Raw genomic sequence first — 26,306 nt, 5'->3', positions numbered from 1 at the left:
CTCTCCCCGCGTTTCGCGGTCCAGGATAGACGCTCGGAAAATCTCTGTACACTGTCCGATCTGTCGCCGGACCAATCCCTTCAGTTCTGCGCTGAAGCGGCCGATGGAGCACGCACCGCTACCATCCAGACAACAGAAGAGGGGCTCGCATGGGCCCCTCTGTTGCTGAACGGGTCCTCCCCTCAGAGACGGCAATAGTGGCGGTATCCGTCGTGGCCGAGATAGGTATCGGAGTCCGCGTCGTAGCTGGCATAGCGATCGTAGCAGCGGCGGACATGCCACGAGCCACCGCCTTCGTCGACATAGACGGTGCGCGGCTGGGCGAGCAGGCTGCCGAGGACGAAGCCGCCGACGCCGGCAGCAATGCCGATGCCGATTTCGCGGTTGTGGTGATGGCTGTGGGCGGCCGAAGGCTGCACGGTGCCGGCCAGCGTGGCGGCGGCGACGGCGGTGGCGATAAGGCCGGAAACGAGTGTGTTCTTGAACATGACGATCTCCTTGCTTCGTTGACCGAGGCGATCCATCCGCCTCTTGATCATCTGTCGTCACAGCCAGGAAAAAGGTTCGAACTTTTTTGATTTTTCTGGAGCTGGGAAATCGGATGGACCGAGGTCCACGCTGACGGCGACTGGAAAGGGTTGGCGAGGACGTTGATGCGGCCAATCTCCCCCACTTGCTGGGGGCTATGCCATGCACATATCTGCTATGACTGGGGTGACTGATCGGCCCGAGGCCCGATTGCCGGGTGGGTCCCCCAATCCGTCGCTGCTTCGCAGCGCCACCTTCCCCCCTCCGGAGGGAAAGGAAAGGAGCGTTGGTGGGCGAGCGTTGGCTCGGCGAAGCCGAGACGGAGCGGGACCAGCGCCGCATAGGCAATGCATGCGCCAAGCTGCCATGCACTCTATCGCCAAAGACCAGTTGCTTGGAAATGTGTGCATGCCGTAGCTTGCGGGGATCAGCAGCTTTGCCGCCCGACTTCACAAGGTGATCGCCGAACGCAAAAAGGGCGGCCGAAGCCGCCCTCTTGGGGAATTGGGTCCCTCCATCAAAGGAAAATGATCACCCTGCCGTGCCTGTGGTGATGGTTGTGGTGGTGGTTGTAGTGCTTCCACCAGAACTTCTTGAAGTGCTTCTTGTGATGGTTGTGGTTGTGGTTGTGGTGGTGATGATGATGGCCATGCATGCCGTGGGCTGACGACGTGCCGACAGTGCCGGCGAGCGCGCCGGTGGCGACGAAGATGGCGACGAGGCCCGAGGTAAGAGTGCGCTTGAACATGATGATCTCCTGGATCTTTTGATCGAGGCGACCCATTCGCCTCTGACCATCAGTCGGCGCGGCGCAGCAAAAGGTTCGATAGGTGGAGGAGATTTTTTGTGGGGTGCCGCTGAAGCCAGCGCGGCGACGGCAAGGACACCAATGACCCGTCGCCCCCTATTCCCCTATTCCCCTATTCCCCTATTCCCCTATTCCCCTATTCCCCTATTCCCCTATTCCCCTATTCCCCTATTCCCCTATTCCCTCACTCACCCCATCCCCGTGACATGGCGCAGCCAGAACGCCAGCGCGATGAAGCCGATGATGGTGGTGACGCCGGTCCAGTCGACGTTGGCCTTCTTCACGTCGCTGATGATCTTCACCAGCAGCATCCAGGCCACGAAGATGATCGGGAGAATGATGACAAATCTGATCATGCGACACCCCTGCTCGAAGCGATTGCACCCTTCCCTAGATGTAGGAAGCAATCCGGCGGTTTTCAGGATGCCCTCGCCGACGGCCCATGCGGCATGCCGGGAAAAACGGAGTTTTGTCTTTACTGGCGCAACAAATATGCTAACCGGAGCGCCGTGCCCTTGTAGCTCAGCTGGTAGAGCAGCGGTTTTGTAAACCGAAGGTCGGCGGTTCGATTCCGTCCGGGGGCACCAGCACAATGCAAAAACCATAACATTTTCAAAAGCTTAGAAAACAAGGTTCGGGTTCGATCCACCGCTTATCCACCTGGAATTTTTCATTTGCCAACGCGAGTATCCGCCCCAGAGCATCACCGTATCCGGATCATCCTCTTCGTCCTCCTCCGGCTCGTAAGGTTCCGGCGCCACCAGCAAATCGATTCGCCTAAGGTCAGTCCCCCCATTGGCGCATCGAGCGAGAGCGTTTTGAAGGTGTCATATTTGTGGATAGTGTGCTTGGTGCTAGGTTGCCAAATATTCAGCCTGGCTCAGATTTGGGAATATTGGGGGGACGTCACTTTGATCCGCATTTTGGTCGCACTCGCCGCCGCAATTTGCTTCGCGTCTTCGGCGGCTTCGGCAGGACAGGACAATATCCACTTCCTGGTCGGGATGCCCGATGCCAAGTTAAATTTGGCCGCTAAAATGGCAGGTAACCTCAACGGCGTTATGCAAAGGTGCCGGCTGATGCCTACAGAAGATGGAAAAGCTATCATTGCTGTCCCTGTGCTTTTGTACGAGGGGATAGAAAAACACCTGACGCCTAATCCGCCTAAGTTCCGGAAGGCCATTCGCACCTATGAAAGAGCTTACGCCATGGCGGTCCAGAGAGCGGGAAATTGCCAGGCTGAGAAGGCCAAATACCCGGGACTTTACCGATAGATGGCTGAGAAGGGACCCGGACATTGGGCGAGTCACCGCCCTGCGCGCCGCCGCCTAACTATGGCGTCGACGGCATCCTTCCTGATTGCTGCGGATTGAGCCGTCCGGTATACCCATCGGCATTCTTCACGAACACAGCTGCAAGCCTGATCCGTGCGGCAGCGGCTTCATTGAAGATCAGAACGGCACCCTTCCACGCTCCGCACTTGAATTTCTCGATAATGCCCGCATCGAAGCCTGACGCGGAAGTATTGAGCTCTTCGAGGGATGCCTGCTTGCACCGGCCATCCCGATACCTATTTCGCCGAATTCAGGCGCAGCAACTTAGCCTACGGGTGTGACTTCCTAGCTATATACAAAGTTGCAGGCTCATCGATATAAGGCGATTGGCGATTTTGATGGGGATTTCATGAAAGCTTTTTTGCTCGCTTCATTCGTTGCGCTTTCCGCGGCTCCGGCCATGGCTGCCGATATGACGATCGCTCCTGTCGATACCCCTGAATGGACCTGGCAAGGGCCATACGCCGGCGTGTTCGGTGCCGGAACGTTGGAACACTACAAGATCTATGGACCGGGCGCCCAGGCTGGCGCAACGCATAATGTCGGCTCGGCAACGGTCGGCGGCTTTGCAGGCTATAACCTCCAATCCGGCAAGATTGTCTATGGCGTCGAAGGCGAGCTTGGCTACCGCTTCAAGAAGAACACCTTCGACGATATTCCAGGCCCAGGCGTCCTTGACGCCTCCACAGGTTTGTTCGGATCCGTAAAGGGTCGCGTTGGCATGGACATGGGAGCCTACATGCCGTTCGTCACGGCTGGTGTAACCGCTGCAAAGCTGAAGACATTCTACCCAGGTGGAAACGCTGAGCGGGATGCCACCTTGGTCGGTGGTATTGTTGGAGCAGGCATCGACGTCGCGCTCACACACAACGTGTTCTTGCGCGGCGAATACGACTTCTCCTTCTTCGGCAAGAAGTCGCTTGAATATTGTGGCGGCGGATGCACGCTGGAACACACGCTTCAGACGCACGATTTCCGCGTCGGCATCGCGATGAAGTTCTAACTGTTCAGCGCGTCTCCGACCTTGACGCCCTCCGCGGGAATGGCAAGACCAAGGTCCAGCTTGTGAATGGCATTCCGCGGGCGCAATGTCGCCGCGAACCCGACGGCTAGGGGCCTGGATCGCAAATAGTTTGCCGTTCAGGCCCTTCGTTCGTTCGGGACCATGCCCATCTGCGCGCCATCCCTTCGTACCAAACCGTACGTTGAATCCTTCTTGGGTCACGCGTGACAAGAGAGTAAATAAATCCTTTCGCAGGAAGGGAGGCCGCGATGGCAGAAACGCATATAGAAGTCGCACGCGCGGTTATAGAAACCAGCTTTCGGTCGCGGCACCATTCCCTGGCCGGAACTGCCTCATTTCGCCGTGATATGGACCACTCCCGACGCGCAATCGAGGCCTCGCGCGAACTGCTCAAGCGCCTTCGCCAACGTCATCGCGATGACATGGCCCGGGAGGGAGATCCGGAGCCAGGTCCTGTTGCCGTCTCGGCCTTCGATGCCGACATTCTCCGCTCGGCGTTTCGAAACCTGGTCAGGGAAACAGGCGTTCCCGAGTGTGAATGGCGCCACCTGGCTGAAAGCCTGGTCCGCGAATATGTCGGGTGCGAGCAGGTTAACGTTGGCTTGTTGGACTGGATTACCCACAAGTAGTCAGCGGTATAAATTGCGTACCAACGCAAAACAGCCCGCCCCGCCCACATTGCCGGTGACACGAAACGGGCTGCGGAAGCCCGCATGCGATGCTTCCTGCAATCCAACTTTGGGCGAGTACGGATGTTCCGTTAGTTTCTGCTGAAAGGCGGTACATTCTGCTGCCGTGGCCATTCGACAGTCACTGGTAGGGTAGACCCGCCGCTCCATTTGCGAAGCGACGGGCTCTCGCCCACCCCATACCTGTGAAAGCAATTTAGATGCCAAACTTTTGACCCGTTATGGGGCACAGCCGTCGCCTTGCCAGTCGGTCGGTCGCCCTCTCGTCGCTCTGCCTCGACATTGATAACCATGTACATCATGCCGGCTCGTTGGCTGCGATCACAAATTGTCGGATTCGTACGAAGCAGAGTTCTGTACGATTCCAACCCTGTAACTTTGTACACCCCTGTTTTGTAATTCGGCGGCTGAGGGGACGCCGTGCATCAGGTTGCATTTCACTGTCAATCGCGCGCCAGAGGGCGTATATTTTTTAAATCGTCTGCACGTGTCTACGGGCGCAGACGGCAGGGAGATTGGAAAGCTCTTGCCCCAAGCGGGATTGAGCTATGACCAATCCAGAGAACGATTCCTACAGAAACCAATTGTTGCGCAGGCTTGACCCTGGTGACCTGGGGCTTTTGCAGCCACACCTTGAACCGTGTGACCTCGAGCCGAAAATGACCTTAGAGAAAGCCGATTCGGAGATCGAGACGGTGTACTTCCTGGAGGACGGCATCGCTTCTGTGGTCGCGACGGCTTCAGGTAAGGAAGCCGAGGTGGGCCTTGTCGGCTTTGAGGGAATGACCGGTGCCGCGCTCGTGATGGGCGCTGACTATGCAGCGCATCAATGCTACGTTCAGTCGGCCGGCAGCGCTTTCAGGATGGGAACCGAGCCCTTCAAGGAGGCTCTTGCGAACAGCCCAACGTTGCGCCTTTTCCTGTTGCGCTATGTCCACTACTTCCACATCCAGACCAGCTATACGGCCCTGATCAACGCAAAATCAAACCTTGAAGAGCGGTTGGCGCGCTGGCTTCTAATGTGTGACGATCGGGTCCACGGCGAGCGCCTTGCGATCACCCATGAGTTTCTCGCCGTCATGCTTGGAGCAAGACGCCCAGGCGTTACCGTTGGGCTGCAAGTTCTGGAAGGACGTGGTTTCATCTATTCTCGACGTGGCGAAGTGCACATCAGGGACCGCAGCGGACTTGCGGCCTGCGCAAACGGCACCTACGGCAAGCCAGAAGCCGATTACGTTCGGCTAGTTGGATTATAGCGCTCCAAGCATGCCGGACGTAGGCCGCGGTGATCCAAGCACCTGCGCCTCGCGCCAGCAATACAGCCCGTCCCGCCCACATTGCCGGTGACACGAAACGGCTGCGGAAGCCGCGATCCGATGCGATTGCAATCCAACCCTGGGCGCGCACGGATGTCCCGCAAGCTTCATATCCCGTGCGTCAGCACAAGATAAATAGCGGGGACGAGCATCAACCAGCCGCTCAGTCCAAGAACCACCAAGATGGCCATGCGCTCTGTTCGCCTGACAAGGTCGGCAATGTTTTCTTTGTCCGGCAAAGCGACGGAGGCCACAAACCCGGGCGCACGATCATCGTTGCCATTTCCCGGTTGGTTCGCGCTGCCACTCTCATTCGATCTCTGGACCAATGTCATTGTGATCGTTCACCGAAAAGAATCTAAACCGGCCCGTTCTCGGCGCGTGAGCCGGAACGGGCCGAGGCGGGAAATCAGTTAAAATCGAAGGACGACCGAAGGACCACGTCGGCGGTAGCACCGGACGCGACGGCGACCATGCCGCCAATAACTGCGGCAAACCCGTCTCCAGCCCCGCCGGCGGCGGTGGGGACGGTAGTGCCAGTCCCGATGGTAGACTTGCTGCACTTCTGCCTGTGCGTCTTCTTCAAAGGTCTCTGTTTGTGGCGTCTCAAGTTCATCGAGGATGCCGTGTCCGGCCCCTGGAACACCCGCCATTGCGTCAGTTGGGCGGACAGCGCTTGCAAGGGCCGCTGCCCCGGCAACGCCAAACATTGCAGTCAAGAAGGATCGCCGATCCATAATAAACCTCCCAAGGTACATGTGCTAGAAATGCGCCCACGCCTGCCGAATGAGCATGCATGGGCGCACGGTGAAATACAGGACCCGCCCGCCGTCGAAGCAGCTCACGGGTCCTATCAGCGCAGGAAGGGACGTAGCTGCGCCGATCCACGCCATGTCAGCCAAGAACGACCCCCATCACCAAGAAGGTGATGGCTGTTGCGAAAATCGGTGCGAGCAACCATCGCGCCTGGCCGACACTTTTTTCCACTGTTTCTCTCCGAATTGGAGAGACAACAACCTTTAGGCCTAAGCCGTTCCGCCTACTCCCAACGGGTAAGACCATTGCGTTTTCCAACCAGACTTTGGTCCTGCGCGGATTCAGACAGAGGCCCGTATGAGGAACGTTTGGCCTGGCGACGTGTTCGGGTGGCTGGCGCCCAGCCGATCGTGCTGCCGCCAGGTTACAAGAGGAGAAAAACAAATGAGGATGCACCTAAGCAGCGCCGCTGCGGCGCTCTTGCTGTTGGCCAGCGTCGGCGCGGTTGCGGCACAGGATGTGGTTATCACACCGGAACAGGACACCGTCGTCCGCGAATACGTGAAGAAGCAACCCTTGGCTTCTGTGAAGCTTCCGGGGGTGGAGTTGAATGTCGGCACGGCTCTGCCAGACACGGTCGAACTCCACGAGGTTCCCAACGTCAAATACCGCTATACGGTGGTCGACAACCGAACGGTTTTGGTGGACCCGAGCACACGCAAGATTGTGAAAGTCTACGACTGAAACTTCGAACCGGCCAGGCCCGCCGGCAGGGATGCCGGCGGGTTGCGCTCGTCAGATCGCCACTCAATCGGACAAATGAAAATGATGAACCCTGAAGTCGAGACGTCGCAAGCGCTCGTGGCGCGCCTGGTTGATCTCCAGGCGAGAGCGCGGGCAGCACGTATAAATGAGGCCGAAATAAAGACCTTCCAAAAGGTCGCAGCCGTCACGGATGATGGTCGAGGTCGGTCGGCTCAGGATCTGGCCGTTCCAGGTTCGATGGCGACATAGTGGTGCACGAGGTCACACCCCAATCGCCGCCACAAGAATTCGGTTCTGCCCGCGGATCGCCGCGCGCAGTTCCAACATTCCAAGTTGTGCCTTCTTCTACGACGCGCCAGCAACCTGGGTGGATGCCCCAACCCTGGTGAAGGTGTTCCGCACCCTGACGGACTTGTAGACGTAGGCGACCCAGAGCCCTATCAGCACAAACGAGACTATGTACGTCGCAAGCGCCTCGCCAGTGACCACTTTCCGAACCGAAACCCCGATCGCGGTGGAGACCCAGATCGCGTCCAGTATGACCGCCACCGGGATTGCGAGCCATTGGATGAGAAACAACTGCTTGAACCGAAGGCTCCGCCTCAGCATGGCAACGAGCACCACAAGCTGAAACACCATAAATGCCAGCAGCAGGGCAACCTCGCCATAGACCACCATGGGTCCATTCGGCACCAGCATGAGCTGGTTGTAGCCATCGCTGGAGGCCCCCAATTCGGCGAGTGTGCGCAGCGGTGACAATGCCTGACCGATAGCCAGCAGCATCAGCCAGCCGCCGAAGCCCACAAGAGTCTCAGGATTCTGCGACGGCTTCGCGGCCGATCGAACAGCAAAGAAAACAGGCACGCCGATCAACAGCAGCATGATCGCCCAATGCCAGATGGAAAACGCCCCCATTTACCCCTCTCCTTTTTATGCCCCTTTAAGTTGTACAAGGTTTTAGATTCAACTCAAGAGGCGAGCCCTCGTGTGAATGAAGTTATGTCGAACCGACGATTTCTCCTGTCTGCTCCTGACTCCTTCACACCCCGATCGCCGCCACCAAAATCCGGTTCTGCCTTCGGATCGCCGCGCGCAGCTCCGGTATTTTCGCCGCGTCGCGCTTCACGAATTCGATGAACATCATGTTCATGTTGTTGAAGATCAGTTCGCCGAGCGCTGCTCCGTCGATGTCCTGCCGCACCAGGCCGAGCGCCTGCAGGCGGGCGATCAGGGCGCGGATCTGTTCGGTCAGCGCGCGGTCGAGCGCGGTGTAGGCCTGGCCGAACGGGCTGTCGGGCAGTTGCGTCGAGATCGCCATTGCCTGCCGCCACATCTCCTTGCTGAGATAGTGCAGCGAGTGCTCGATGTAGATGCCGATCAGCGTATCCAGCGCATCGCCGACATTGGCCGGCGGCCTGGCGACGACGCCCTGCCCGGCATTCAGCACCTCATTGACCTCCAGCGAGACGATGGCGCCGAGGATGTCGCCCTTGTTCTCATAGTAGTTGTAGATGGTGCCGACCGAGACCTCGGCCTGCGTGGCGATCGCCTCTATCTTGGCGCCCTCATAGCCGGCCTCTCGAAACAGTTCCGCCGCCGCTTCGATGATGCGCCTGTGCCGGTCCGCCTTTTGCCTTGCCCGCAATCCGCTCATTCCAGCCTCTTGCCACAAAAACAGAATTGACTCAATTTTAGAATTGGTTCAATTTTTTGCAAGAAGCCACAAAGGCAAGGGAGAACACTCGATGTCCGCACATTCCAAGACCATGAATTCGCTTTCCATGTTGAAGAGCCATCTGCATGCTGCGTGCGCGGCCGCGGCGCTGTTGCTCGCAGCCGGCAGCGCTGTCCAGGCCGCCGACCTCAACGCGCTGATCTGGTGCGATCATGCCGATCCAGCACTGCTGCAGCCCTTCGAGGAGGCCAATGGCGTCAAGGTCAACGTCAAGGAATTCGAGGGCACCGGCGCTGGCCTTGCCATCGTCGAACAGTCGCAGCCGGGCGACTGGGACGTGATGGTGATCGATTCGATCGACGTGCCGCGCGGCGTCGAAAAAGGCCTGTTCGAGCCGCTGCCGGAAGACAAGCTGCCGCTGGCCGACCTGTTTGCGCAGGTGAAGATGGACGGCTCCACCATGGTCGGCGGCAAGCGCTACGGCATCCCCGAAAAGTTCGGCTACAACACGATCGGCTACAACAAGACCAAGGTCGATCCGGCCGACATGCAGTCGATGGCGGCCCTGACCGGCGACAAGTACAAGGGCAAGGTCGCCATCTACGACTACTACCTGCCGGTCATCGGCATGGCCGCACTGGCGATCGGCAAGAAGACGGCCGATCTCACCGAAGCCGACCTGCCCGCCCTCAAGGACGAGCTCTTGAAGATGAAAGCCAATGCCAAGCTGGTCGGCGAAGTGACCGCCAGCCAGACGGCGCTGGCGACGGGCGAGGTCGACATACTGGTCGGCGGCGGCGAATGGGTGACGGCGGGCCTGGCCAAGGAAAACCCGGCGCTGGACTTCTCCATCCCGAAAGAAGGTGCGGTTCTGTGGTCGCAGTCGCTGGCCATGTTCAAGGATTCCAAGAACAAGGACATGGCGCTGAAGTTCATCCAGTACATTATGAGCCCGGAGGGCCAGGCGCGGCTTGCCACCTCCTCCTGCTACTGGGGCATGCCGGCCAACACCAAGGCAGCACTGACCGACGACCAGAAGAAGGTGCTGCGCTTCGACGAACAGCCGGGCTTCCTGACGCGTGCCCAGGCCTATCCGGCGCCGAACGCCGATCTCGACAAGAAGATGCAGGACATGTGGACCGAAATGCTGCAGGCGAAATGAGCCAATAGCGCTCATGAGCTCGGCTGGAAACAACCCCTTGCCCCGGGCGGGCCGTACCCTGCCCCGGGCGAGCTCTGCTCTGCCCCGGGCGAGCTCTGCTCTGCCCTGGGCGCTGGTCACGCCGGCGCTCGGCTGGACGCTGCTGTTCTTCGTGCTGCCGTTCATTGCCATGGGGTTTTCCAGCCTGACGGCGCATGAGGGCGGCGGCTTCACGCTGTCCAACTACAGCCAGTTCTTCACCAACCCTTCCTACTGGCAGGCGATGGTGAACTCGCTTGAGGTGACCGCGATCGTCACCGTGGTCTCGGTGCTGCTCGCCTATCCCTTCGCCTGGATCCTCGCCGAACAGGTGCCGGAGCGCTGGCAGCGGCTGGCGCTGATGCTGGCGGTGCTGCCGTTCTGGACCTCCTATGTCGTGCGCTCCTATTCCTGGCTGCTGGTGCTGGCGCAGAACGGCGTCGTAAACCGGGCGCTGACCGGCTCCGGCCTCATCAGCGAGCCTGTGCATCTCGCCAACACGCGTTTCGCCACCATCACCGGCTTCGTGCACTTCTTCGTCATGTTGTTGACGCTGACGATCTTCGCCAATCTCAAGCAGCTCAGCCCGAGCTACCGCAAGGCGGCCGCCGATCTCGGCGCCGGGCCGGTGCGAACCTTCCTGCATGTCGTGCTGCCGCTGACCTTGCCCGGCATCATGGTCGGCGCCTTCCTCACTTTCGTGCTGTGCATCGGCGACTACATCACGCCGCAGATCCTGGGCGGCAACAACGAGCTGCTGATGCCGCAGCTGGTGATGATGCAGATCGGCCGGCGCGGCGACTTTCCGCTGGCCTCGGCGCTGTCGATCATCCTGATGGCGGTGGTCACCATCGCCTATCTCGCCTGCGCCCGCTGGCTGAAGATCGAGCGGGCCTGAGATGCGCAGGATTGTCCGCATCGCCTCCTGGCTCTACGCGCTTGCCGTCTACGGCTTCATCTTCCTGCCCGTGATCGTGCTGGTGCTGTTTTCGCTGCAGGCGACGTCGTTCCCGATCCCGCCCTTCACCGGCCCGTCGCTGCGCTGGTACGACGCAGTGCTCTCGGACCCACGGCTGACTTCGGCGTTGGTCAATTCGCTGCTGGTCGCGTCCATCTCGTCGCTCGCCGCCGTGACGCTCGGCTTCCTTTCCGCCTGGGGCTTTGCCCGCTTCGTCCTGCCCGGCTCCGGCCTGCTGCGCGGGCTGATCACCCTGCCGCTGACGGTCAGCTATCTCATCATCGGCATGGGGCTGCTGGTGCTGTTCAACTGGGCCGGCGTACCGAAATCCTTGCTTGCCGCCGGCATCGGCCATGTCGTGATCAATCTGCCGCTGTGCTTTGCCATCATCTACAGCCAGATGGGCGACCACCAGATCAACATCGAGCGCGCCGCGCGCGACCTCGGCGCGCCGGAATGGAAGGTGCTGCTGTTGATCACCGTGCCGGTCATGGCGCCGGCCATCTTCGCCGGCTTCTTCCTGTCGATGACCTTCTCCTGGGACGAATTCGTGATCTCCTTCCTGCTCACCCGCTTCGACACCACGCTGCCGGTCGAGATCTGGAACCTGCTGCGTTCCGGCCTCAATCCCAAGACCAATGCGGTCGGCTCGCTGGTCTTCGCCGTCTCCATCGTGCTGGTGGTGTTTTTTGAACTGACATTGCTTCGGAGAAAGCCGGCATGAGCGCGCCCCTCGTCGACATCAGCAGTGTCTCGCATCGCTTCGGCCAGCACACCGTGCTGAAGGATGTCTCGCTGCAGATCGAGCCCGGCAGCTACACGATCCTGCTCGGGCCGTCCGGCTCCGGCAAGACGACGCTCTTGTCCATTCTGGGCGGCTTCGTCACGCCCAGCGAAGGCAAGGTGTTCATCCGTGGCCAGGACTGCACGTCGGTGCCGCCGGCCAAGCGCCCAACGACGACGGTGTTCCAGGACTATGCGCTGTTTCCGCATATGAGCGTCGGCAGCAATGTCGGCTTCGGCCTGCGCATGCAGGGCGTCGACGGCGCGACACGCGCCGCAAAGGCGCGCGAGGCGCTGGCGCTGGTCGGTCTCGCCTCTGCCTTCGACAAGAAGCCGCATCAGCTCTCCGGCGGCCAACGGCAGCGCGTGGCGCTGGCGCGCGCGCTGGTGATCGAGCCGGCGGTGCTTTTGCTCGACGAGCCGCTCGGCGCCCTCGACCTCAAACTTCGCCGGCAGATGCAGGATGAATTGAAGGCGATCCAGAAGCGCGTCGGCACCGCCTTTATCCATGTCACGCACGACCAGGAAGAGGCGATGGCGCTGGCCGACCATTGCGTGGTGATGAATGACGGGCGCATCGAGGACGAAGGTCCGCCAGAGCGCGTCTACGCACGGCCGGCGACGCGTTTTTCGGCGACCTTCATGGGCGAAAGCACGATCCTCGCCGGCACGGTCACGGAGGCGAAGGATAGGACAAGCACCGTCGCGACGCCGGTCGGGCCGGTCTCGCTGCCCGGCGCCTTGCCGGTCGGCTTTGCCGTTGCGCTGGCCATACGCCCGGAGCATCTTGTCCTCGGCGAGGCGCGCGGCGGTGTCAGGCTTGGCACGGCCGAGGTGAGCGACGTGGTCTTCCAGGGCAGCTTCAAGCGGGTGCTCGCCGTTTCCGTCGAGGACCCTTCGCTCCACTTCATCGCCAAATTGCCCGCGACGGCGACCGTCCAGCCGGGCGACAGGGTCGCGATTTCCTGCGATACCGACCAGATCATCCTGCTGACGGACTGAACTTTCTGACGGATTGAAACATGGCAACGCTTGCGGTCATCGAGGCACCAGACTGGTACGAGACCATCCGCATGAGCGATGGCGTGACCTTGATCCACGAGCCTTGGATAAAACCGTTCTTCCGCTGCAATATGTGGCATGTGCGCGGCCGCGATCGTGACCTTCTGTTCGACACCGGGCTTGGCCATTTCAGCCTCAGGCGTCACGTGCCGTTGGTCAGCGAGCGCAAGCTGATTTGCGTCGCCAGCCACACGCATTTCGATCATATAGGCTGCCACCACGAATTTCCCGAGCGCTGCGTGCACGCCGCCGAGGCCGGGATCCTCGCCGATCCGCGTAACGAGTGGACGGCAGCCGGCACCTATGCGACCGACGAAATGTTCGATTGCCAGCCGCAAGGCTGGAACACGGCGCGCTACCGTATTCCGCCCGCACCGGCAGGCCGTTTGCTCAAGCATGGGGACGTCGTCGATCTCGGCGATCGTGCCTTCGAGGTGATCCACACGCCCGGCCATTCGCCCGGCGGCATCGCGCTCTATGAAAACAGGACGGGCATCCTGTTATCAGGCGACATCATCTATGACGGCCCGCTGATCGACGACGTCTACCACTCGGACATATCAGACTACATGGCGACACTGCTGCGCCTGCGCGACCTCGATGTCTCGGTCGTGCATGGCGGCCATTTCCCGAGTTTCGGCAAGGTGCGCTACCGCCAGCTCGTCGACGAGTATCTGGAACAAAAGCGGCGAGCCGGCTGCCATCTGCGGCAGCCCTGAAAGCGGTCAGAGCGGTTCACCGTTTCACGAAAACGGCGAACCACTCCAACTCCTTGCTTGGCGCAATTCCGGACGGAAAACCGTTTCACACTTTTCCTGGAATTGCTCTAGCGCATCAATTCGAAATGCCGCGGAAACGCTTGATGCAGCAGGAGCAGCATGGTCTTGCGCAGCACGTTGGTGTCGCGGCTGGACGGATTGAGATGATCCCAATACCAGGCGCCGTGGACCAGATAATTCAGGCTCTCCGATAGGGTGTCTATGTCGACGCCGGTATAACCGCCGCTGCGCGAAATCTCGATCAGCAGCTCGCGCGCTTCGGCGGTGTAGGCAAGATCGCTCGGCAGGCCGATCTCATTGTAGATCTGCATGCTCTTGCGGTCGCTGGAGAACACGACAAAGACCGAAACCCATTTCGGGTGCTGGCGGGCGAAACGTTGCGCGCAATCGACCGCGCCCAGGGCCCGCTCAACCGGCGACAGGCCGGGCGCTCGCACCAGCGTCACCCACAGCTCATCATATCGATCGCTGAGATACTGCAGGACGGCGCGAAACAGGTTCTCCTTGCTGCGGAAATGGAAGACGACCAGGGCATTGGACGAGCCGACATGTTCGGCGATGCGCTGCATGGTGACGCTTGCCAGCCCCTCCTCCGCGATGAGCTCGATGGTGGCGTCGATGATCCGCTGCACGCTGGCTTCGCCGCGTTCGCGCCGACGGTCCTTGGGCGGCGCGGCATCGTTTGCGGCACGTCCATTCTTCGCCGTTGCGCCTTTGCGTTTTGCCGCCGCAGCTTTTTGTTGCGCCATCTTCGTCCAGCTCCTTTCGGACCTTCTGCCGGCGATCACCGACGCCGCCGCCACGGATCCGTCTATTCGAGGTGTCCGGCGTCGGCTCACCACAACCGAAACCGCAGATCAACCACGATCGCGGCAAGGGCCGCATCGCCCTGTTATAGCGACGGGCGCGTTTCGGCGTTTGTGTACCACTGCCCCTTGGCCGTCTCATAGGCCATGGCCGCCCGGAAGACATCGGCATCGCAATAGGTGCGGCCGACGATCTGGATGCCTGTCGGCACGCCGCTTGCCGCCCGGCCCGACGGCACGGATAGAACCGGACAGCGGCTCATCATGTTGAACGGCGTCGTCATCACCCAGCCAAGCGACGGGTTCACCTGCTTGCCGTTGATCTCGACCGTGCCCGTTGTCTGATCGAACTCCGCCGGCACGGCGGGAAGCGCGTTGGTCGGGCATATCAGCACATCGTAGGTCTCCAGCAGCGGCCCCAGAGTCTGGTACATCCTGGCCGCCACTTCCAGTGTTCCGACAAAGTCCGTCGCCTTCGACCTTTGCCCGTCCTCGGCGAACTGCCTGGCATAGCTCGTCATGTCCTTGCCGTGCTCCTTGAGCAGTTGCGACAGCGAGGCGCCGAACAGATGTTCGAGATAGGCCATGCCCGCCTTGAGCACGTCGTCGCCCCAGCCCAGATCGACTTCCTCGACCGTGGCGCCAAGCGAGCGAAACACATCGCAGGCGGCAAGCGTGTTCTTGCGCACATCGGGGTCCACTTCGAAAGAACCGAGGTCCATCGAGAAAGCAATCTTCCAGCCCTTGATCGGCTTGTAGTCGCTGGGCAGGCGCAGTTTGGGGCGGAGCGTGGCGATGTCGAGCGGGCTCGGTCCGGCCATCACGTTCTGCAGCAGGATCGCATCCCCGACGTTTCGCGCCAAAGGTCCGGTGTGGCAGTAGAAATCGAGGTTGAACGGCGGCTCGTCCGGATTGCGCCCGTAAGGCGGCTTGAAGCCGACAAGACCGCAGGCCGACGCGGGAATTCGGATCGACCCGGCAATGTCCGAGCCGGTGGCGATCGACGACGTGCCGGACGCCAGCGTCGCCGCGGCACCGCCGGACGAACCGCCGGGCGTGAAATCCGGGTTCCACGGATTGCGCGTCACGCCCCAGCGTTTCGACCAGGTGTAGCCGGCGCAGCTGAATTCAGGCGTCGCCGTGCGGGCATGGACAATGCCTCCGGCCTTGATGATGCGCTCGTTCATCGTCGACGTATGGCCACCGATGGCATCCCGGGACAGCAGCGAGCCGTGCGAGGTCCGCTTGTCCTTGATGTAGCTCTCGTCCTTGATGCCGATCGGCAGCCCCTCGAGCGCCCCGGTACGGGCCCCCCTGGCGTATTTCGCCTCGGCTTTCCTGGCCAGATCCATCGCCTCGTCGAAATGCGTGAAGGTGAGGCAGTTGATCGTCGGCTTGGTGGCTTCGGCGCGGCGGATGGTGGCCTGCATCAGTTCGACGGGCGAAAGCTTCTTTGCCTTGAACAGCCGCAGCGCCTCGCTGGCCGGCATGTAGCAAAGGTCGAGATCGGTCATGGGAAGTCTCCTGCGATCTGCGCATCGCGTTGCATGGACGGAGATGACCGCGCCGCGTGCTGCGGCGCGGGAAAGCCTGGTCAGGTCATTTCTGCAGATCGGTCCAGATCTTCGTGTAGAGCGCCTGCACGTCGGGCGGGCATGCCTGCATGAACTGGCCCTTGGCGGCGAAATCGGCGGGAATGTTGACTTCCGGCGCGGTCTTCATGTCGTCGGGCATGAAGGCTTCCGAGCCCTTGATGCCGTTCGAATAACGCGCAAAGGCTGAGATCAGCGCCGCATTCTGCGGATCCATGATGAAATTCTGGAACAGCTTGGCGTTGTCGACGTTTTTGGCGTCCTTGAGGACAGCGACATTGTCCATCCAGATCGGATAGCCTTCCTTGGGATAGCCATAGACGATCTTGTCGTTCTCAAGCCGCTCGCGCAGCGATATGCCGTTCCAGTTGACGCCCGCGGCGATGTCGCCCCTGCCCAGGCCATCGACGGCCGCATAGTCGAGCGAAAGCCATTTCGCCTTGGCCTCCACCAGCTTGTCATGCACTTTCTTCAGCATTTGCATGTCGCTGCTGCAATATTTGCCACCCTCGTAAGCGATGGCGAGGAACATGATGTCACCCATTTCGGGTACGACATTGATCTTGCCGACGAGTTGGGGGGGTGGGTCGAGGAAGATCGCCGATGTGTTGGGGTCGCCGGCATAAACCGACTTGTTCAACGAAATGCCGGTCGTGCCCCACTGCCATGGAACGGTATATTTGCGGCCTGGATCGAATGGAACATCGACCCACCTGGGATCGACGTTCTTGAAGTTCTCCATCTTGTTGGGATCGGTCTCCAAGAGCAGACCTTCGCTGATCCAGACCGGCACGACGCTCGCCGAGGGCACGACGATGTCATAGCCGGAGGCGCCCTGCCGGACCTTGGCCAGGGCGGTATCGTTGGAATCATAGTCGGTGACGGTGACCTTGACCTTGTAGGTCTCCTCGAACTTCTTGATCAGCTCGGGACTGGTGTAGTTGCCCCAATTGTAGATGTTGAGTTCGCCCTCGGCATGGGCAACGCCCGTGACAGTCAGCAGCGACAGGCCGATGGCCGTCGCGGTCAGTTTCCAGTTCATGCTGTATGCTCCCATTGTTGGGACCGGCGGCGTTACGGCCTCAGGTCCGTTTCCTGCTGACGAAAAGATGGCCGCGACAATGCCGATCGACGGCACGAGAACGGCCGTCGGCATCGCATTTGCGGCATGCGGCGCACCGGCAACGGCAAGCCGCATCGCAGTCGAGATATTCCCCTCTTCACGGTGGCCATTCACCGGCTGGCGCCGGCTGTCCAACTCAATTCGCGACCTCAGGAGTAACTATGACTAAACATGCAGTCAATATCTTTATGCGGATACGGCCATGGCTCGCCGATCGATGCGCCCGATGCGGTGGTGACCAAGTGGGCAGCCAGGAAAGAGCTTTGGCCGCGACGTCGGGCGCGTCAGGCCGTTGGGGCCGCAACGGTTCCGGCCGCAATTCGCTGACGGAACCAATCGAAGGTGCGCCCGATGCCTTCCTGATAGCCCGTCCTGGCTTCCCAGCCAGGAAGGACATGCCTCGCCGACGTCAGGTCCGGACGCCGATTTGTCGGATCCTGGGGAGCCGGAGGGTGGTGCTCGATGCGGCTGCCGGGGACAAGCGACCTGACGAATTCCGCGATGCGCAGGACGGAAACCTCGTGATCGTTGCCGATGTTCAGAGGGCCGCGATGCGAGATGCCGTCGCGCCAGAAGTAACGTTCCAGCCCCTCGACGATGTCGTCGACATAACCCCAACTGCGCGATTGGGACCCGTCGCCATAGACCGTCAGCACCCCGGTTGTCAGAGCCTGGATGGCAAAGTTCGAAACGGCGCGTCCGTCGTCGATGCGGGTTCGCGGCCCATATGTGTTGAAAATCCTGACGACGCGAATGTCGAGCCCGACAACCCGCTGCTGTTCGAACAGCAATGCCTCGGTGCAGCGTTTGCTTTCATCATAAGAGGCCCTGGGACCGGTGCAGTCCACCGATCCCCTGTAACTCTCGGGTTGGGGTGAAACCAGGGGGTCGCCATAGACTTCCGAGGTCGAGGCGAAGCAGAAACGGCCGCCGGGCTTGAGCAGCGTCAGAAGATTGAGCGCGCCGCCGATGTTGGCCTTGATCGTGCGTACCGGCTCGCGCATGTACCAAAGCGGCGAAGCCGGCGACGCGAGATGAATGATCTCATCGAAGCGTTGAAGGGATGAAAAGCTTTCGGCATCGGCAATCTGCAGATCGAAACGCGGATCGGCGATATGTGCGACGTTGTCTCGCGTCCCGGTCCAAAGATTGTCGACGACGATCAGCTTTTCCAGATCGCTTCGCCGCAACAGACGGTCGACCAGATGTGAGCCGAGGAAGCCGCAGCCACCAGAAATCAACACGCTGCGCGACATGGCCCCCCTGCTCCAGACACCCGGCCAGTCAACGAGCCGCAGGGCTTGTTTCCCAACAACGGCGGATACGAGGCTACCCAAAAACCTTTCCGCCAATCGGTGCACCCATCTACACCGCCAAGCGCCGCGAGTGCAAACAGCAAGCTTTCACGAGTGGAACGTGCGGCAGCCGACCGGCCTCTGCTTTTAAGGAGAGAAACTGCCGCGCGATGTCACGCACCGAAGCGGCCGCCAATGCCGCCGGTCATCCGAAAGGATGATCAGGTTACAGCGCTACAGCGCCCTTTGCGGGCATGGCGCTCCGGCTGCGTCACCACAGCGCGACGCCGTGGGCTGCGGTCGGAAGCTCGTCTCTTCGGACTGGCGCACCAGTTCGGCAAAGAGCAGCGCGAAGCTTCCCAGCATCAGAAAGACAATGATCAGGCGTGTTACCGGCAATATGTCGGCCTCGACTGGCTAGCCCCCACGCCACCCATCCACTGCCGGCTAACATGACCGATCCGGCTTTACGAGACTTTAAGGCCGGTCTTAACCATCACATTCGCGTAGCCTTTGACATGATACGCGAACGCATGTCCGCATCCGCCGTCCCGCGGTCGCCTCGCCATCCCGGAATGGCGTTGCCATCCGGGATGGCGGCTCCCTTTGCAGACCTACCCCGCCCATGCTACCCCGAAATCGGCGGCCCTGCCGCTGCCATCCGGTCGTCATCGGGGAGCCATGAGCAAAGCCGCCAGCCACATCGCCTTCGTCTCGTCCGACACCGCTGACGCCAAGACGGCGCTGGAAAGCCTGTCGGCGCGCTATGGCCAGTCTTCCGTCGAGGAGGCCGAGATCGTCGTTGCCCTTGGGGGTGACGGCTTCCTGCTGCAGACCCTGCGCGACACGATGGGGACCGGCAAGAAGGTCTACGGCATGAACCGTGGCACCATCGGCTTCCTGATGAACGAGTATCGTTCCGGTGGCCTGACCGAGCGTCTCGAAGCCGCCGTCGCCGAAACCATCCGCCCGCTGGAGATGCTGGCCGTGACCTCGGAAGGCGAAACGATTTCGGCACTGGCTATCAACGAGGTGGCGCTGTGGCGTCAATCGTACCAGACGGCCAAGATCCGCATCACCGTCGACGAACAGGTCCGGCTTGAGGAACTGAACTGCGACGGCGTCATGATCGCAACCCCGGCCGGGTCCACCGCCTACAATCTTTCGGCGCACGGGCCGATCCTGCCGCTCGACGCGCCGCTGCTGGCGCTGACCCCGGTCAGCCCGTTTCGCCCGCGCCGCTGGCGCGGCGCGCTGCTCTCCAACAAAGCGACGGTGCGCTTCGACATCCGCGAGCCGGAAAAGCGGCCGGTGAACGCCGCCGCCGACCATACCGAGGTCAAGGCGGTGACCTCGGTGACGGTGCGAGAATCACCAACGGCGACAGCAACGTTGCTGTTCGATCCCAATCATTCCTGGAACGAGCGTATTCTCGCCGAACAGTTCCGCTATTGAGCCGGCGCTGCGACCGACAGGTCGATTAAGCATCCCGATTAAGGTTACAACTTCACAATCGTGCCATTGCTGCCCGTTTCTGTTGACAAATCGAGGGCTTGCTCCTAATTGCAATACCGATCTTGCAGGCGCGTGGCGCTTGCCGCGACGCCATTAGACGCCGTTGCGCTTCCCCGAACCAGCCAAAGACAACAACACTTGTCCTCAGACACCACGACCGCTCAAGAAGCGTTGACCTTCGCAGACCTCGGCCTGTCGCCGAAGGTCCTTTCCGCAGTCACCGACGCCGGCTACACCCAGCCGACGCCGATCCAGGCTGGTGCGATCCCGCACGCCTTGCTCGGCAAGGATATTTTGGGCATCGCCCAGACCGGCACTGGCAAGACGGCTTCCTTCGTGCTGCCGATGCTGACCCGCCTCGAAAACGGCCGGGCCCGCGCCCGTATGCCGCGCACGCTGATCCTGGAACCGACGCGCGAACTCGCCGCGCAGGTCGAAGAGAATTTCATCCGATATGGCAAGAACCACAAGCTCAACATCGCGCTCCTGATCGGCGGTGTCTCATTCGACGAACAGAACAAGAAGCTGGAGCGCGGCGTCGACGTGCTGATCGCGACGCCCGGCCGCCTGCTCGATCACCGCGAGCGCGGCAAGCTGTTGCTCAATGGCGTCGAGATCCTCGTCATCGACGAAGCCGACCGCATGCTCGACATGGGCTTCATTCCCGACATCGAGCGCATCTGCGAGATGATCCCGTTCACCAGGCAGACGCTGTTCTTCTCGGCGACGATGCCGCCGGAAATCACCAAGCTGACCGAGAAATTCCTGCATGCGCCGGTGCGCGTCGAGGTCTCGAAGGCCGCGTCCGCCGCCACCAACATCACCCAACGGCTGGTCAAATCAGGCTCCAAGCCGTGGGACAAGCGCGAGACGCTGCGCAACCTGATCAAGGCCGAAGATGCCGAACTGAAGAACGCCATCATCTTCTGCAACCGCAAGATCGAAGTGTCGGAACTGTTCCGCTCGCTGCTGAAGTATGATTTCGACGCCGGTGCGCTGCATGGCGACATGGACCAGCGCGCGCGCATGCAGATGCTGGCCAATTTCCGCGACGGCAAGCTGCGCTACCTCGTCGCTTCCGACGTCGCCGCGCGCGGCTTGGACATCCCCGACGTCAGCCATGTCTTCAACTATGACGTGCCGATCCATGCCGAGGATTATGTCCACCGTATCGGCCGTACCGGCCGCGCCGGACGCTCCGGAAAATCCTTCACCATCGCGACCAAGTCGGACACCAAATACATCGACGCCATCGAGCGGCTGATCGGCAATAAGATCGAATGGCATGATGGCGACTTGTCGACGGTGGTTGCCAGCGAAGGCGGCGAGGACGATGCTCCGCGCCGTGGCAAGGGCGCACCGCGCCGCGCCGGCCGCAAGGACGACGACCGCAGCAGGGAAAAGGGCGGCGAGCGCAAACCGCGCGAACGCCACGCCAAGCGCAGCGAAGACACGGCACCGGAAACAATCCGCGAGGACCAGCCGGTGGCCGAGGTCGCAGCGGCAGCCGCCGACGTCGGCGAACGGCGCTCGCGCAAGGAAGCGATCCGTTCGGAAAACACCGAGCGCAAATCGTCCGATCGCAACGAACAGCGCGCACCGGAACGCGGCGATACCCGGCCGCAGCGAGACAACAGCCGCCCTGCCCGCCAACGTCACCAGGAAGACAACGATTCCACCGTTGGCTTCGGCGATGACATGCCGGCCTTCATGCGGATCGTCGCCAAGGTCTGATCCCGACCGCTTCGAAGGCAAGCCAGCCATCCGGCTTGCCTTCTCGGTAGAGCTCCAGCCTGGTTCGCCCGTTACATCGGCCCAGGCATCATCTTGGTCGGTTTTTCCAGCATCGGAAACTCGGCCTTCGAGCATTTCACGTTCGGGTTCGTCGGACTGAACATGCCGTTCGGATTGTCCCCGAGCCAGGCATGAAGGTCATAGTGGACGAACTCCTTCGGGATGAGAGGGTAGTGCCCCTCCATCGGCCCCATGAAGGTTTGGCCAAACAGCTTCGGAGGCTCCTTTATGTCCGGCGTCAGAGGCACCAGCCATTCCGCGCCCACCAGCCGCAAACCCTTCTTGGTCGGTTCATAGATCAGCACGTTGGGGTGCATCGGGTCGAGCTTCTGGCCGACACTCGGGACATTGACGAAGTGAATACCCATGGCGCCCTTCGGGTAATCCATCGCGCCCGCTATCTTTTCTCCGCTGTAGTAGACGCAGCCGACCGTCGACAGATAGAGGTCGCGGACGGCAGCGGTGTAATCCTCATATTTGGCGAGCGACTTTTTCAAGGCTTCAATGTCGGCCTTGTTGGCGTCCTCGGCCCGAGCCGAAGCAACGTTCAGCCACGCGCCCACCAAACCTGTTAAAACGAGGACGCCACAGCGCCCAAGGCTGGCTGTTCTTGTCATGCATTCCTCCCAGATTTCTGATCTGGCCGTGCAAGACCGAGGCGGAAAAATGCTGATTGCGCGGCCGGTTACACCGCCTCATCCCCGCTGGACTGCCATGATGCTATTCCTTTCCATGGCCGCCGGAAAGCTATATTTTAGCAATAACTAAATCTATACCGTACCCATCCAGAGCGCCGATGTCAGCTCAAACAAAAACGGCCCCGCATGAGGGCCGTTTCGCATCCGCTTGCCGGACGGATCAGGTGAGCGGCGACAGCTGGATCTCGACGCGGCGGTTCTGGGCCCGACCTTCGGCTGTGGCATTGGATGCGACCGGACGTGTCTTGCCGAAGCCTGTGACGGCGAAGCGCCGCTGATCCACGCCCTGACCGGACAGATAGTTCGCCACCGCCAAAGCACGACGCTGCGACAAATCGAAATTGTGCTGGTCGCCACCGGTCGAATCGGTGTGGCCGAACACGTCGACCGTGGTCTGCTTGAACTTCTTCAGCACCAGCGCGACGGAGTTCAGGACCTGATAGAAGCCGGGCTTCACCGCATCCTGATCCGAGTTGAAAGTGATGTCGGACGGCATGTTGAGGATGATCTGGTCGCCGCTGCGGGTGACGCTGACACCGGTGCCCTCGAGCTGCCGGCGCAGTTCGGCCTCGTTCTGGTCCATCGTGGCGCCGATGGCGCCGCCGGCCAGCGCGCCGATGCCGGCGCCGATCAGTGCGTTGCGGCGGTCGTTGCCACCGGCAAGCAGGCCAAGGCTGGCACCCGCCAGGGCGCCAAGGCCGGCACCGGCTGCCGTGTTGGAAATCTTCTGGTCGCCTGTATACGGATCGGTGGTGGTGCAGGCGCTCACGAGCACAGCCGTCGCCACGACGACGAGCACAGTCTTTTTCATAGGATGGTCCCTCTCCAAGTCACGCCTTGCGGTGGCGCCAAATCAGCCCTTCCCGCGACTTGTACCATGAATTGCGGCGAAAAGCGGAACGGCAAAAGCGCCGTTCACGGCTTTTCCCGAGGGACCAATACCCGGTGGTGGCGCCGCATCGCCGTGCCGGAATGGTTTGGATAAGCTACCAGAGGTTCTTGCCGTCTATGACAACCACTTCGACCTTGTCGAGATCGAAATTATCGAACAGCCGCGAGTTGACGCTGATCTTGGGATTGTCGAAATCCGGCTCGCCTGTCGACCAGTCCGGCGTTTCGGTAAAGGTGCCGCAGCCGCAGGTGGCGCAAAAACCGTGCTTTACGGTCTTCAACCCCCAACGATAGAAAGAGACGTTCTCCATCGGGCTGGTGAGCTTGAATTGCGAAGGCACGTAATAGGCCCAGAGCGAGCCGCGTTTCGAGCAGAAAGAACAGGTGCATTGCGTCACCGTCTGCGGTGCTTGCGAAACCTCGAACGTCGTCGCCTTGCAATGACAGCTTGCCTTGATGGTCATCAACGAACTCCTCCTGTCGCCGCCACCCTGTGCGGCAAAGGCAGCATAAAGAGGTGCTCCTGACAACTGTCTGTCAGCAAGCATCACCCGGCGCTACCGCGACAGGCGCGTCTCAGCAAGCCCGTCCCGTCACACGCGCTCAGGCGGACTTCGGAATGCGTTCCTATCGTCAATACGAGCGCGGCGGCACGAACAGGCAGATTGTCCTGCCGGCGTCGAGGCCCCCCTGGTGCGCGCACCAATGGAACTCGCCGTCCGGGCTGTCCTTGACACGCTTGTCGGTCATTGGAACGACCTCACCCGTTCCGGCGATGACATAGCCCTCGGGTTTCTCCAGCACTTCGCCCGTATGGGTCGTGCGACAATCATAATTGGCGCAGCATGCGAACGGATAACTCCAGCCTTGTGGCTTTGCCGCCGTGGGCGTGGCGTCATGCGCGAAGGCAGGTGCCGTCAGCATTGCCATCGCGCCGATCGCGAACAGGGAAAACAAAAGTCGGCCAGCCGGTTGAACGGCATTGGCCGATCTGAGTGTGGCAGCAGACATGGAAACGTTCCTTTCAAACGAGCATCAAGCGTTTCGCTTGCCCGTTCCCGGAACGTATCTTCCCAGTGGCCGGATCGTCGGGTCGCAGATATGCCGCGTCCGGCCATAAATGCTTTTTCTCTCCCAGCCCTTGGATGCTGGGCTGATTCCTTGGTCGGCGCAAGAACATGCATTCCCGACATCGTTCTACAGACGTCAGGCATCCGCTACCGCCGACGAGATGAGGCCAAGGTCAATTCCCGGCAAACGGGCGTCGAATAAACGGGATTGGCCCGCTGTGGTTCCAGCCTATTGCTGGTCGGAGCCGGCAATCACGTGCTCTTGATACTGCGGCAGGTCATCGGTGATGGTGAACCAGCCCGCCTTCGAACCGACGAAGATGTGCTCGGTTGGACGAATGGATGGGTCGTCGACGAGCGTTCCCATGGCGACATGGACGTAGGCGCCGTCGCGCACGAGCGAATAAAGCAAGGAGCCGCACCGGCAGCAATGCGCGTTGTGGCCGCTTTGGTCGCCGAAGATCAGGAGTTTGTCCTCGCCTTCGGTGAGGACAAACTTTTCACGCTCGATACCGGCGAAAGGCTTGAATGCCGAACCGGTGGTGCGCCGGCAGTCCGAACAATGGCAATTCGCGGCATAGAGGAATTCGTCGGCCACCTCGTAGTGAACCGCGCCGCAAAAGCATTTTCCGGTGAGCTTGCTCGGCACTCTCTCCTCCATTGCTGTGGTGCGCAGGGGTATGTTCAGATGAGGCCAGGCCAGCCTCACCTGAATATGGGCATATCCTAGTCCAGGTCCGCCACGGCTTCGCCGGCACCGCCTTCGATGCGCTGCGACAACGAGGCTTCCATGAAATCGTCGAGGTCGCCATCGAGCACGCTCGACGGGCTGGTGCTCTCGACGCCGGTGCGGAGATCCTTCACCAACTGATAGGGCTGCAGCACATAGGAGCGGATCTGGTGGCCCCAGCCGATATCGCTCTTCGATGCTTCGGTGGCGTTTGCAACCGCCTCGCGCTTCTTCAGCTCTTCCTCGTAAAGGCGCGAGCGCAGCATCTCCCAGGCCTTGGCCTTGTTCTTGTGCTGCGAACGTTCGGCCTGGCAGGCGACGGCGATGCCGGTGGCCAGATGCGTGATGCGCACCGCCGAATCGGTGGTGTTGACGTGCTGGCCGCCCGAGCCGGACGAGCGATAAGTATCGATGCGGACGTCGGATTCGGAGACGTCGATCTCGATCGTGTCGTCGATGACCGGATAGACCCAGACGCTGGCGAAGGACGTATGCCGGCGCGCATTGCTGTCATAGGGCGAAATACGCACCAGGCGATGAACGCCCGATTCCGTCTTCATCCAGCCATAGGCGTTGTGGCCTTTGATCATCAACGTGGCGGACTTGATGCCGGCCTCTTCGCCGTCATGCATTTCCAGCACTTCGACTTTGAAACGGCGCCGCTCGGCCCAGCGCGTGTACATGCGCAGCAGCATCGAGGCCCAGTCCTGGCTTTCGGTGCCGCCGGCACCGGCATGGATTTCGAGATAGGTGTCGTTGGAGTCTGCTTCACCCGACAGCAGCGTCTCGACCTGGCGGGCCTTCGCTTCGCCTTGCATCGAGCGGATCGCGGCTTCCGCCTCGGCGATCACGCCCTCATCGCGCTCTTCCTCGCCGAGTTCGATCAGGCCGATATTGTCTTCCAGCGCCTGCGTCAGACCTTTCACCGAGGCGATGCCTTCTTCGAGGCTCTGGCGTTCGCGCATCAGCTTCTGCGCTTCCAGCGGCTCGTTCCAGAGGCTGGCGTCCTCGGCGCGCACATTGAGGTATTCAAGCCGCTTTATGGCTTGATCCCAGTCAAAGATGCCTCCTCAGCAGGGTTATCGCCTGCCTGATCTCGTCGACAATATTCTGCGTTTCCGCGCGCATGGCTGGC

The 26,306-nt window shown here is 60.9% G+C and carries 28 protein-coding genes and 1 tRNA gene; 14 read left to right on the top strand and 15 right to left on the bottom strand.

What is annotated here, in order from left to right; translation table 11 throughout:
- Window positions 1-182 precede the first annotated feature (182 nt).
- From RPF88_RS06265 to RPF88_RS06255, 3 genes are all read right to left on the bottom strand, one after another.
- On the bottom strand, window positions 183-488 hold the full coding sequence (locus RPF88_RS06265; RefSeq protein WP_013531394.1) for a BA14K family protein: 306 nt from the start codon (window positions 486-488) through the stop codon (window positions 183-185).
- A gap of 557 nt (window positions 489-1,045) precedes the next feature.
- Complete coding sequence (locus tag RPF88_RS06260; protein ID WP_337121983.1) at window positions 1,046-1,276, bottom strand: hypothetical protein; 231 nt, start codon at window positions 1,274-1,276, stop codon at window positions 1,046-1,048.
- Between the two features lie 248 nt (window positions 1,277-1,524).
- Window positions 1,525-1,692: a hypothetical protein gene (locus RPF88_RS06255; protein ID WP_013531392.1), complete on the bottom strand. Its 168-nt coding sequence runs from the start codon at window positions 1,690-1,692 to the stop codon at window positions 1,525-1,527.
- Window positions 1,693-1,847: 155 nt separating this feature from the next.
- Here RPF88_RS06255 and RPF88_RS06250 point away from each other — a divergent pair.
- The 6 genes from RPF88_RS06250 (at window position 1,848) to RPF88_RS06225 (ending at window position 7,199) form a co-directional block, all read left to right on the top strand.
- Window positions 1,848-1,923, top strand: a tRNA-Thr gene (locus tag RPF88_RS06250).
- Between the two features lie 324 nt (window positions 1,924-2,247).
- Window positions 2,248-2,610, top strand: coding sequence for a hypothetical protein (locus RPF88_RS06245; RefSeq protein ID WP_337121982.1), 363 nt, complete (start codon window positions 2,248-2,250; stop codon window positions 2,608-2,610).
- A gap of 409 nt (window positions 2,611-3,019) precedes the next feature.
- Window positions 3,020-3,673 (top strand): outer membrane protein, encoded by a 654-nt coding sequence (locus RPF88_RS06240; RefSeq protein WP_063172287.1) that lies wholly within the window; start codon window positions 3,020-3,022, stop codon window positions 3,671-3,673.
- Window positions 3,674-3,942: 269 nt separating this feature from the next.
- Window positions 3,943-4,323, top strand: coding sequence for a hypothetical protein (locus RPF88_RS06235; RefSeq protein ID WP_337121981.1), 381 nt, complete (start codon window positions 3,943-3,945; stop codon window positions 4,321-4,323).
- 608 nt (window positions 4,324-4,931) lie between these two features.
- On the top strand, window positions 4,932-5,639 hold the full coding sequence (locus RPF88_RS06230) for a Crp/Fnr family transcriptional regulator (RefSeq protein WP_337121979.1): 708 nt from the start codon (window positions 4,932-4,934) through the stop codon (window positions 5,637-5,639).
- 1,260 nt (window positions 5,640-6,899) lie between these two features.
- Window positions 6,900-7,199, top strand: coding sequence for a DUF1236 domain-containing protein (locus tag RPF88_RS06225; RefSeq protein WP_013531386.1), 300 nt, complete (start codon window positions 6,900-6,902; stop codon window positions 7,197-7,199).
- A 366-nt stretch (window positions 7,200-7,565) separates the two neighbouring features.
- On the opposite strand, the gene RPF88_RS06220 is transcribed toward RPF88_RS06225, so the two are convergent.
- A complete protein-coding gene (locus RPF88_RS06220; RefSeq protein WP_127366391.1) occupies window positions 7,566-8,135 on the bottom strand; it encodes a DUF2569 family protein in 570 nt (189 codons plus the stop codon).
- Window positions 8,136-8,259: 124 nt separating this feature from the next.
- On the bottom strand, window positions 8,260-8,874 hold the full coding sequence (locus tag RPF88_RS06215; protein ID WP_013531384.1) for a TetR/AcrR family transcriptional regulator: 615 nt from the start codon (window positions 8,872-8,874) through the stop codon (window positions 8,260-8,262).
- 91 nt (window positions 8,875-8,965) lie between these two features.
- Here RPF88_RS06215 and RPF88_RS06210 point away from each other — a divergent pair, with 91 nt between their 5' ends.
- Genes RPF88_RS06210 through RPF88_RS06190 form a run of 5 tightly spaced genes read left to right on the top strand, consistent with a single transcriptional unit; the run spans window position 8,966 to window position 13,597 of the window.
- On the top strand, window positions 8,966-10,057 hold the full coding sequence (locus tag RPF88_RS06210; RefSeq protein WP_337121978.1) for a polyamine ABC transporter substrate-binding protein: 1,092 nt from the start codon (window positions 8,966-8,968) through the stop codon (window positions 10,055-10,057).
- A gap of 13 nt (window positions 10,058-10,070) precedes the next feature.
- On the top strand, window positions 10,071-10,973 hold the full coding sequence (locus RPF88_RS06205; protein WP_337121976.1) for an ABC transporter permease: 903 nt from the start codon (window positions 10,071-10,073) through the stop codon (window positions 10,971-10,973).
- A 1-nt stretch (window position 10,974) separates the two neighbouring features.
- A complete protein-coding gene (locus RPF88_RS06200; protein WP_013531381.1) occupies window positions 10,975-11,757 on the top strand; it encodes an ABC transporter permease in 783 nt (260 codons plus the stop codon).
- Entirely contained in the window at window positions 11,754-12,818 is a 1,065-nt protein-coding gene (locus RPF88_RS06195) for an ABC transporter ATP-binding protein (protein WP_275952948.1), read from the top strand. Before RPF88_RS06200 ends, RPF88_RS06195 begins: the two co-directional genes overlap by 4 nt.
- Window positions 12,819-12,838: 20 nt before the next feature.
- Window positions 12,839-13,597 (top strand): MBL fold metallo-hydrolase, encoded by a 759-nt coding sequence (locus tag RPF88_RS06190; RefSeq protein ID WP_337121975.1) that lies wholly within the window; start codon window positions 12,839-12,841, stop codon window positions 13,595-13,597.
- A 107-nt stretch (window positions 13,598-13,704) separates the two neighbouring features.
- Here the strand turns inward: RPF88_RS06190 and RPF88_RS06185 are convergent, their stop codons facing one another.
- From RPF88_RS06185 to RPF88_RS06175, 3 genes are all read right to left on the bottom strand, one after another.
- Entirely contained in the window at window positions 13,705-14,406 is a 702-nt protein-coding gene (locus tag RPF88_RS06185) for a TetR/AcrR family transcriptional regulator (RefSeq protein WP_013531378.1), read from the bottom strand.
- A 143-nt stretch (window positions 14,407-14,549) separates the two neighbouring features.
- Window positions 14,550-15,977 carry an amidase gene (locus RPF88_RS06180; RefSeq protein WP_337121973.1) on the bottom strand — a complete coding sequence of 476 codons (1,428 nt, stop codon included), beginning with the start codon at window positions 15,975-15,977 and terminating at the stop codon, window positions 14,550-14,552.
- 85 nt (window positions 15,978-16,062) lie between these two features.
- Window positions 16,063-17,097 (bottom strand): extracellular solute-binding protein, encoded by a 1,035-nt coding sequence (locus RPF88_RS06175; RefSeq protein ID WP_337121972.1) that lies wholly within the window; start codon window positions 17,095-17,097, stop codon window positions 16,063-16,065.
- On the opposite strand from RPF88_RS06175, the gene RPF88_RS06170 reads away from it, so the two are divergent.
- Window positions 17,069-17,347, top strand: coding sequence for a hypothetical protein (locus RPF88_RS06170; RefSeq protein ID WP_127224493.1), 279 nt, complete (start codon window positions 17,069-17,071; stop codon window positions 17,345-17,347). The two genes, RPF88_RS06175 and RPF88_RS06170, sit on opposite strands and share 29 nt — an antisense overlap.
- A gap of 115 nt (window positions 17,348-17,462) precedes the next feature.
- Here the strand turns inward: RPF88_RS06170 and RPF88_RS06165 are convergent, their stop codons facing one another.
- Window positions 17,463-18,434, bottom strand: a complete 972-nt coding sequence (locus RPF88_RS06165; protein ID WP_063168088.1) for an NAD-dependent epimerase/dehydratase family protein — start codon at window positions 18,432-18,434, stop codon at window positions 17,463-17,465.
- Between the two features lie 720 nt (window positions 18,435-19,154).
- Here RPF88_RS06165 and RPF88_RS06160 point away from each other — a divergent pair.
- Together RPF88_RS06160 and RPF88_RS06155 are read left to right on the top strand one after the other, a co-directional pair.
- A complete protein-coding gene (locus tag RPF88_RS06160; RefSeq protein WP_013531374.1) occupies window positions 19,155-19,928 on the top strand; it encodes an NAD kinase in 774 nt (257 codons plus the stop codon).
- A gap of 198 nt (window positions 19,929-20,126) precedes the next feature.
- Window positions 20,127-21,722, top strand: coding sequence for a DEAD/DEAH box helicase (locus RPF88_RS06155; protein ID WP_337121970.1), 1,596 nt, complete (start codon window positions 20,127-20,129; stop codon window positions 21,720-21,722).
- 71 nt (window positions 21,723-21,793) lie between these two features.
- On the opposite strand, the gene RPF88_RS06150 is transcribed toward RPF88_RS06155, so the two are convergent.
- The 6 genes from RPF88_RS06150 to prfB all read right to left on the bottom strand — a co-directional run bounded on the left by RPF88_RS06150 (window position 21,794) and on the right by prfB (window position 26,299).
- Window positions 21,794-22,399 carry a hypothetical protein gene (locus tag RPF88_RS06150; protein WP_013531372.1) on the bottom strand — a complete coding sequence of 202 codons (606 nt, stop codon included), beginning with the start codon at window positions 22,397-22,399 and terminating at the stop codon, window positions 21,794-21,796.
- A 241-nt stretch (window positions 22,400-22,640) separates the two neighbouring features.
- Window positions 22,641-23,291, bottom strand: a complete 651-nt coding sequence (locus RPF88_RS06145) for an OmpA family protein (protein WP_013531371.1) — start codon at window positions 23,289-23,291, stop codon at window positions 22,641-22,643.
- A gap of 175 nt (window positions 23,292-23,466) precedes the next feature.
- Window positions 23,467-23,835, bottom strand: coding sequence for a GFA family protein (locus RPF88_RS06140; protein ID WP_337121969.1), 369 nt, complete (start codon window positions 23,833-23,835; stop codon window positions 23,467-23,469).
- A gap of 169 nt (window positions 23,836-24,004) precedes the next feature.
- Complete coding sequence (locus RPF88_RS06135) at window positions 24,005-24,382, bottom strand: hypothetical protein (RefSeq protein ID WP_013531369.1); 378 nt, start codon at window positions 24,380-24,382, stop codon at window positions 24,005-24,007.
- 288 nt (window positions 24,383-24,670) lie between these two features.
- Entirely contained in the window at window positions 24,671-25,102 is a 432-nt protein-coding gene (locus RPF88_RS06130) for a GFA family protein (protein ID WP_063172296.1), read from the bottom strand.
- A gap of 65 nt (window positions 25,103-25,167) precedes the next feature.
- Window positions 25,168-26,299 (bottom strand): peptide chain release factor 2 gene (gene prfB / locus RPF88_RS06125; protein WP_013531367.1). Its coding sequence is split into 2 segments (ribosomal slippage): window positions 25,168-26,232 and window positions 26,234-26,299, totalling 1,131 coding nucleotides; the frame shifts between segments, so codons are not numbered across the junction.
- Window positions 26,300-26,306 lie beyond the last annotated feature (7 nt).

This window comes from Mesorhizobium sp. ISC11 (genome assembly GCF_037162595.1).
GTDB classification, from domain to species: domain Bacteria; phylum Pseudomonadota; class Alphaproteobacteria; order Rhizobiales; family Rhizobiaceae; genus Mesorhizobium; species Mesorhizobium ciceri.
The sequence above is the reverse complement of the archived record's forward strand: the minus strand, read 5'-3'. Positions and strand labels throughout refer to the sequence as shown.

Bases quoted from the DNA above. Each gene is read 5' to 3' on its own strand.
- RPF88_RS06220 (WP_127366391.1), bottom strand. From the start codon at position 8,135: ATGGGGGCGTTTTCCATCTGGCATTGGGCGATCATGCTGCTGTTGATC.
- RPF88_RS06130 (WP_063172296.1), bottom strand. From the start codon at position 25,102: ATGGAGGAGAGAGTGCCGAGCAAGCTCACCGGAAAATGCTTTTGCGGC.
- RPF88_RS06255 (WP_013531392.1), bottom strand. From the start codon at position 1,692: ATGATCAGATTTGTCATCATTCTCCCGATCATCTTCGTGGCCTGGATG.
- RPF88_RS06225 (WP_013531386.1), top strand. From the start codon at position 6,900: ATGAGGATGCACCTAAGCAGCGCCGCTGCGGCGCTCTTGCTGTTGGCC.
- RPF88_RS06240 (WP_063172287.1), top strand. From the start codon at position 3,020: ATGAAAGCTTTTTTGCTCGCTTCATTCGTTGCGCTTTCCGCGGCTCCG.
- RPF88_RS06190 (WP_337121975.1), top strand. From the start codon at position 12,839: ATGGCAACGCTTGCGGTCATCGAGGCACCAGACTGGTACGAGACCATC.
- RPF88_RS06185 (WP_013531378.1), bottom strand. From the start codon at position 14,406: ATGGCGCAACAAAAAGCTGCGGCGGCAAAACGCAAAGGCGCAACGGCG.
- RPF88_RS06145 (WP_013531371.1), bottom strand. From the start codon at position 23,291: ATGAAAAAGACTGTGCTCGTCGTCGTGGCGACGGCTGTGCTCGTGAGC.
- RPF88_RS06210 (WP_337121978.1), top strand. From the start codon at position 8,966: ATGTCCGCACATTCCAAGACCATGAATTCGCTTTCCATGTTGAAGAGC.
- RPF88_RS06195 (WP_275952948.1), top strand. From the start codon at position 11,754: ATGAGCGCGCCCCTCGTCGACATCAGCAGTGTCTCGCATCGCTTCGGC.
- RPF88_RS06150 (WP_013531372.1), bottom strand. From the start codon at position 22,399: ATGACAAGAACAGCCAGCCTTGGGCGCTGTGGCGTCCTCGTTTTAACA.
- RPF88_RS06135 (WP_013531369.1), bottom strand. From the start codon at position 24,382: ATGTCTGCTGCCACACTCAGATCGGCCAATGCCGTTCAACCGGCTGGC.
- RPF88_RS06260 (WP_337121983.1), bottom strand. From the start codon at position 1,276: ATGTTCAAGCGCACTCTTACCTCGGGCCTCGTCGCCATCTTCGTCGCC.
- RPF88_RS06200 (WP_013531381.1), top strand. From the start codon at position 10,975: ATGCGCAGGATTGTCCGCATCGCCTCCTGGCTCTACGCGCTTGCCGTC.
- RPF88_RS06160 (WP_013531374.1), top strand. From the start codon at position 19,155: ATGAGCAAAGCCGCCAGCCACATCGCCTTCGTCTCGTCCGACACCGCT.
- RPF88_RS06230 (WP_337121979.1), top strand. From the start codon at position 4,932: ATGACCAATCCAGAGAACGATTCCTACAGAAACCAATTGTTGCGCAGG.
- RPF88_RS06215 (WP_013531384.1), bottom strand. From the start codon at position 8,874: ATGAGCGGATTGCGGGCAAGGCAAAAGGCGGACCGGCACAGGCGCATC.
- RPF88_RS06165 (WP_063168088.1), bottom strand. From the start codon at position 18,434: ATGTCGCGCAGCGTGTTGATTTCTGGTGGCTGCGGCTTCCTCGGCTCA.
- RPF88_RS06205 (WP_337121976.1), top strand. From the start codon at position 10,071: ATGAGCTCGGCTGGAAACAACCCCTTGCCCCGGGCGGGCCGTACCCTG.
- RPF88_RS06170 (WP_127224493.1), top strand. From the start codon at position 17,069: ATGGCCGTCGCGGTCAGTTTCCAGTTCATGCTGTATGCTCCCATTGTT.
- RPF88_RS06180 (WP_337121973.1), bottom strand. From the start codon at position 15,977: ATGACCGATCTCGACCTTTGCTACATGCCGGCCAGCGAGGCGCTGCGG.
- RPF88_RS06265 (WP_013531394.1), bottom strand. From the start codon at position 488: ATGTTCAAGAACACACTCGTTTCCGGCCTTATCGCCACCGCCGTCGCC.
- RPF88_RS06175 (WP_337121972.1), bottom strand. From the start codon at position 17,097: ATGAACTGGAAACTGACCGCGACGGCCATCGGCCTGTCGCTGCTGACT.
- RPF88_RS06235 (WP_337121981.1), top strand. From the start codon at position 3,943: ATGGCAGAAACGCATATAGAAGTCGCACGCGCGGTTATAGAAACCAGC.
- RPF88_RS06140 (WP_337121969.1), bottom strand. From the start codon at position 23,835: ATGACCATCAAGGCAAGCTGTCATTGCAAGGCGACGACGTTCGAGGTT.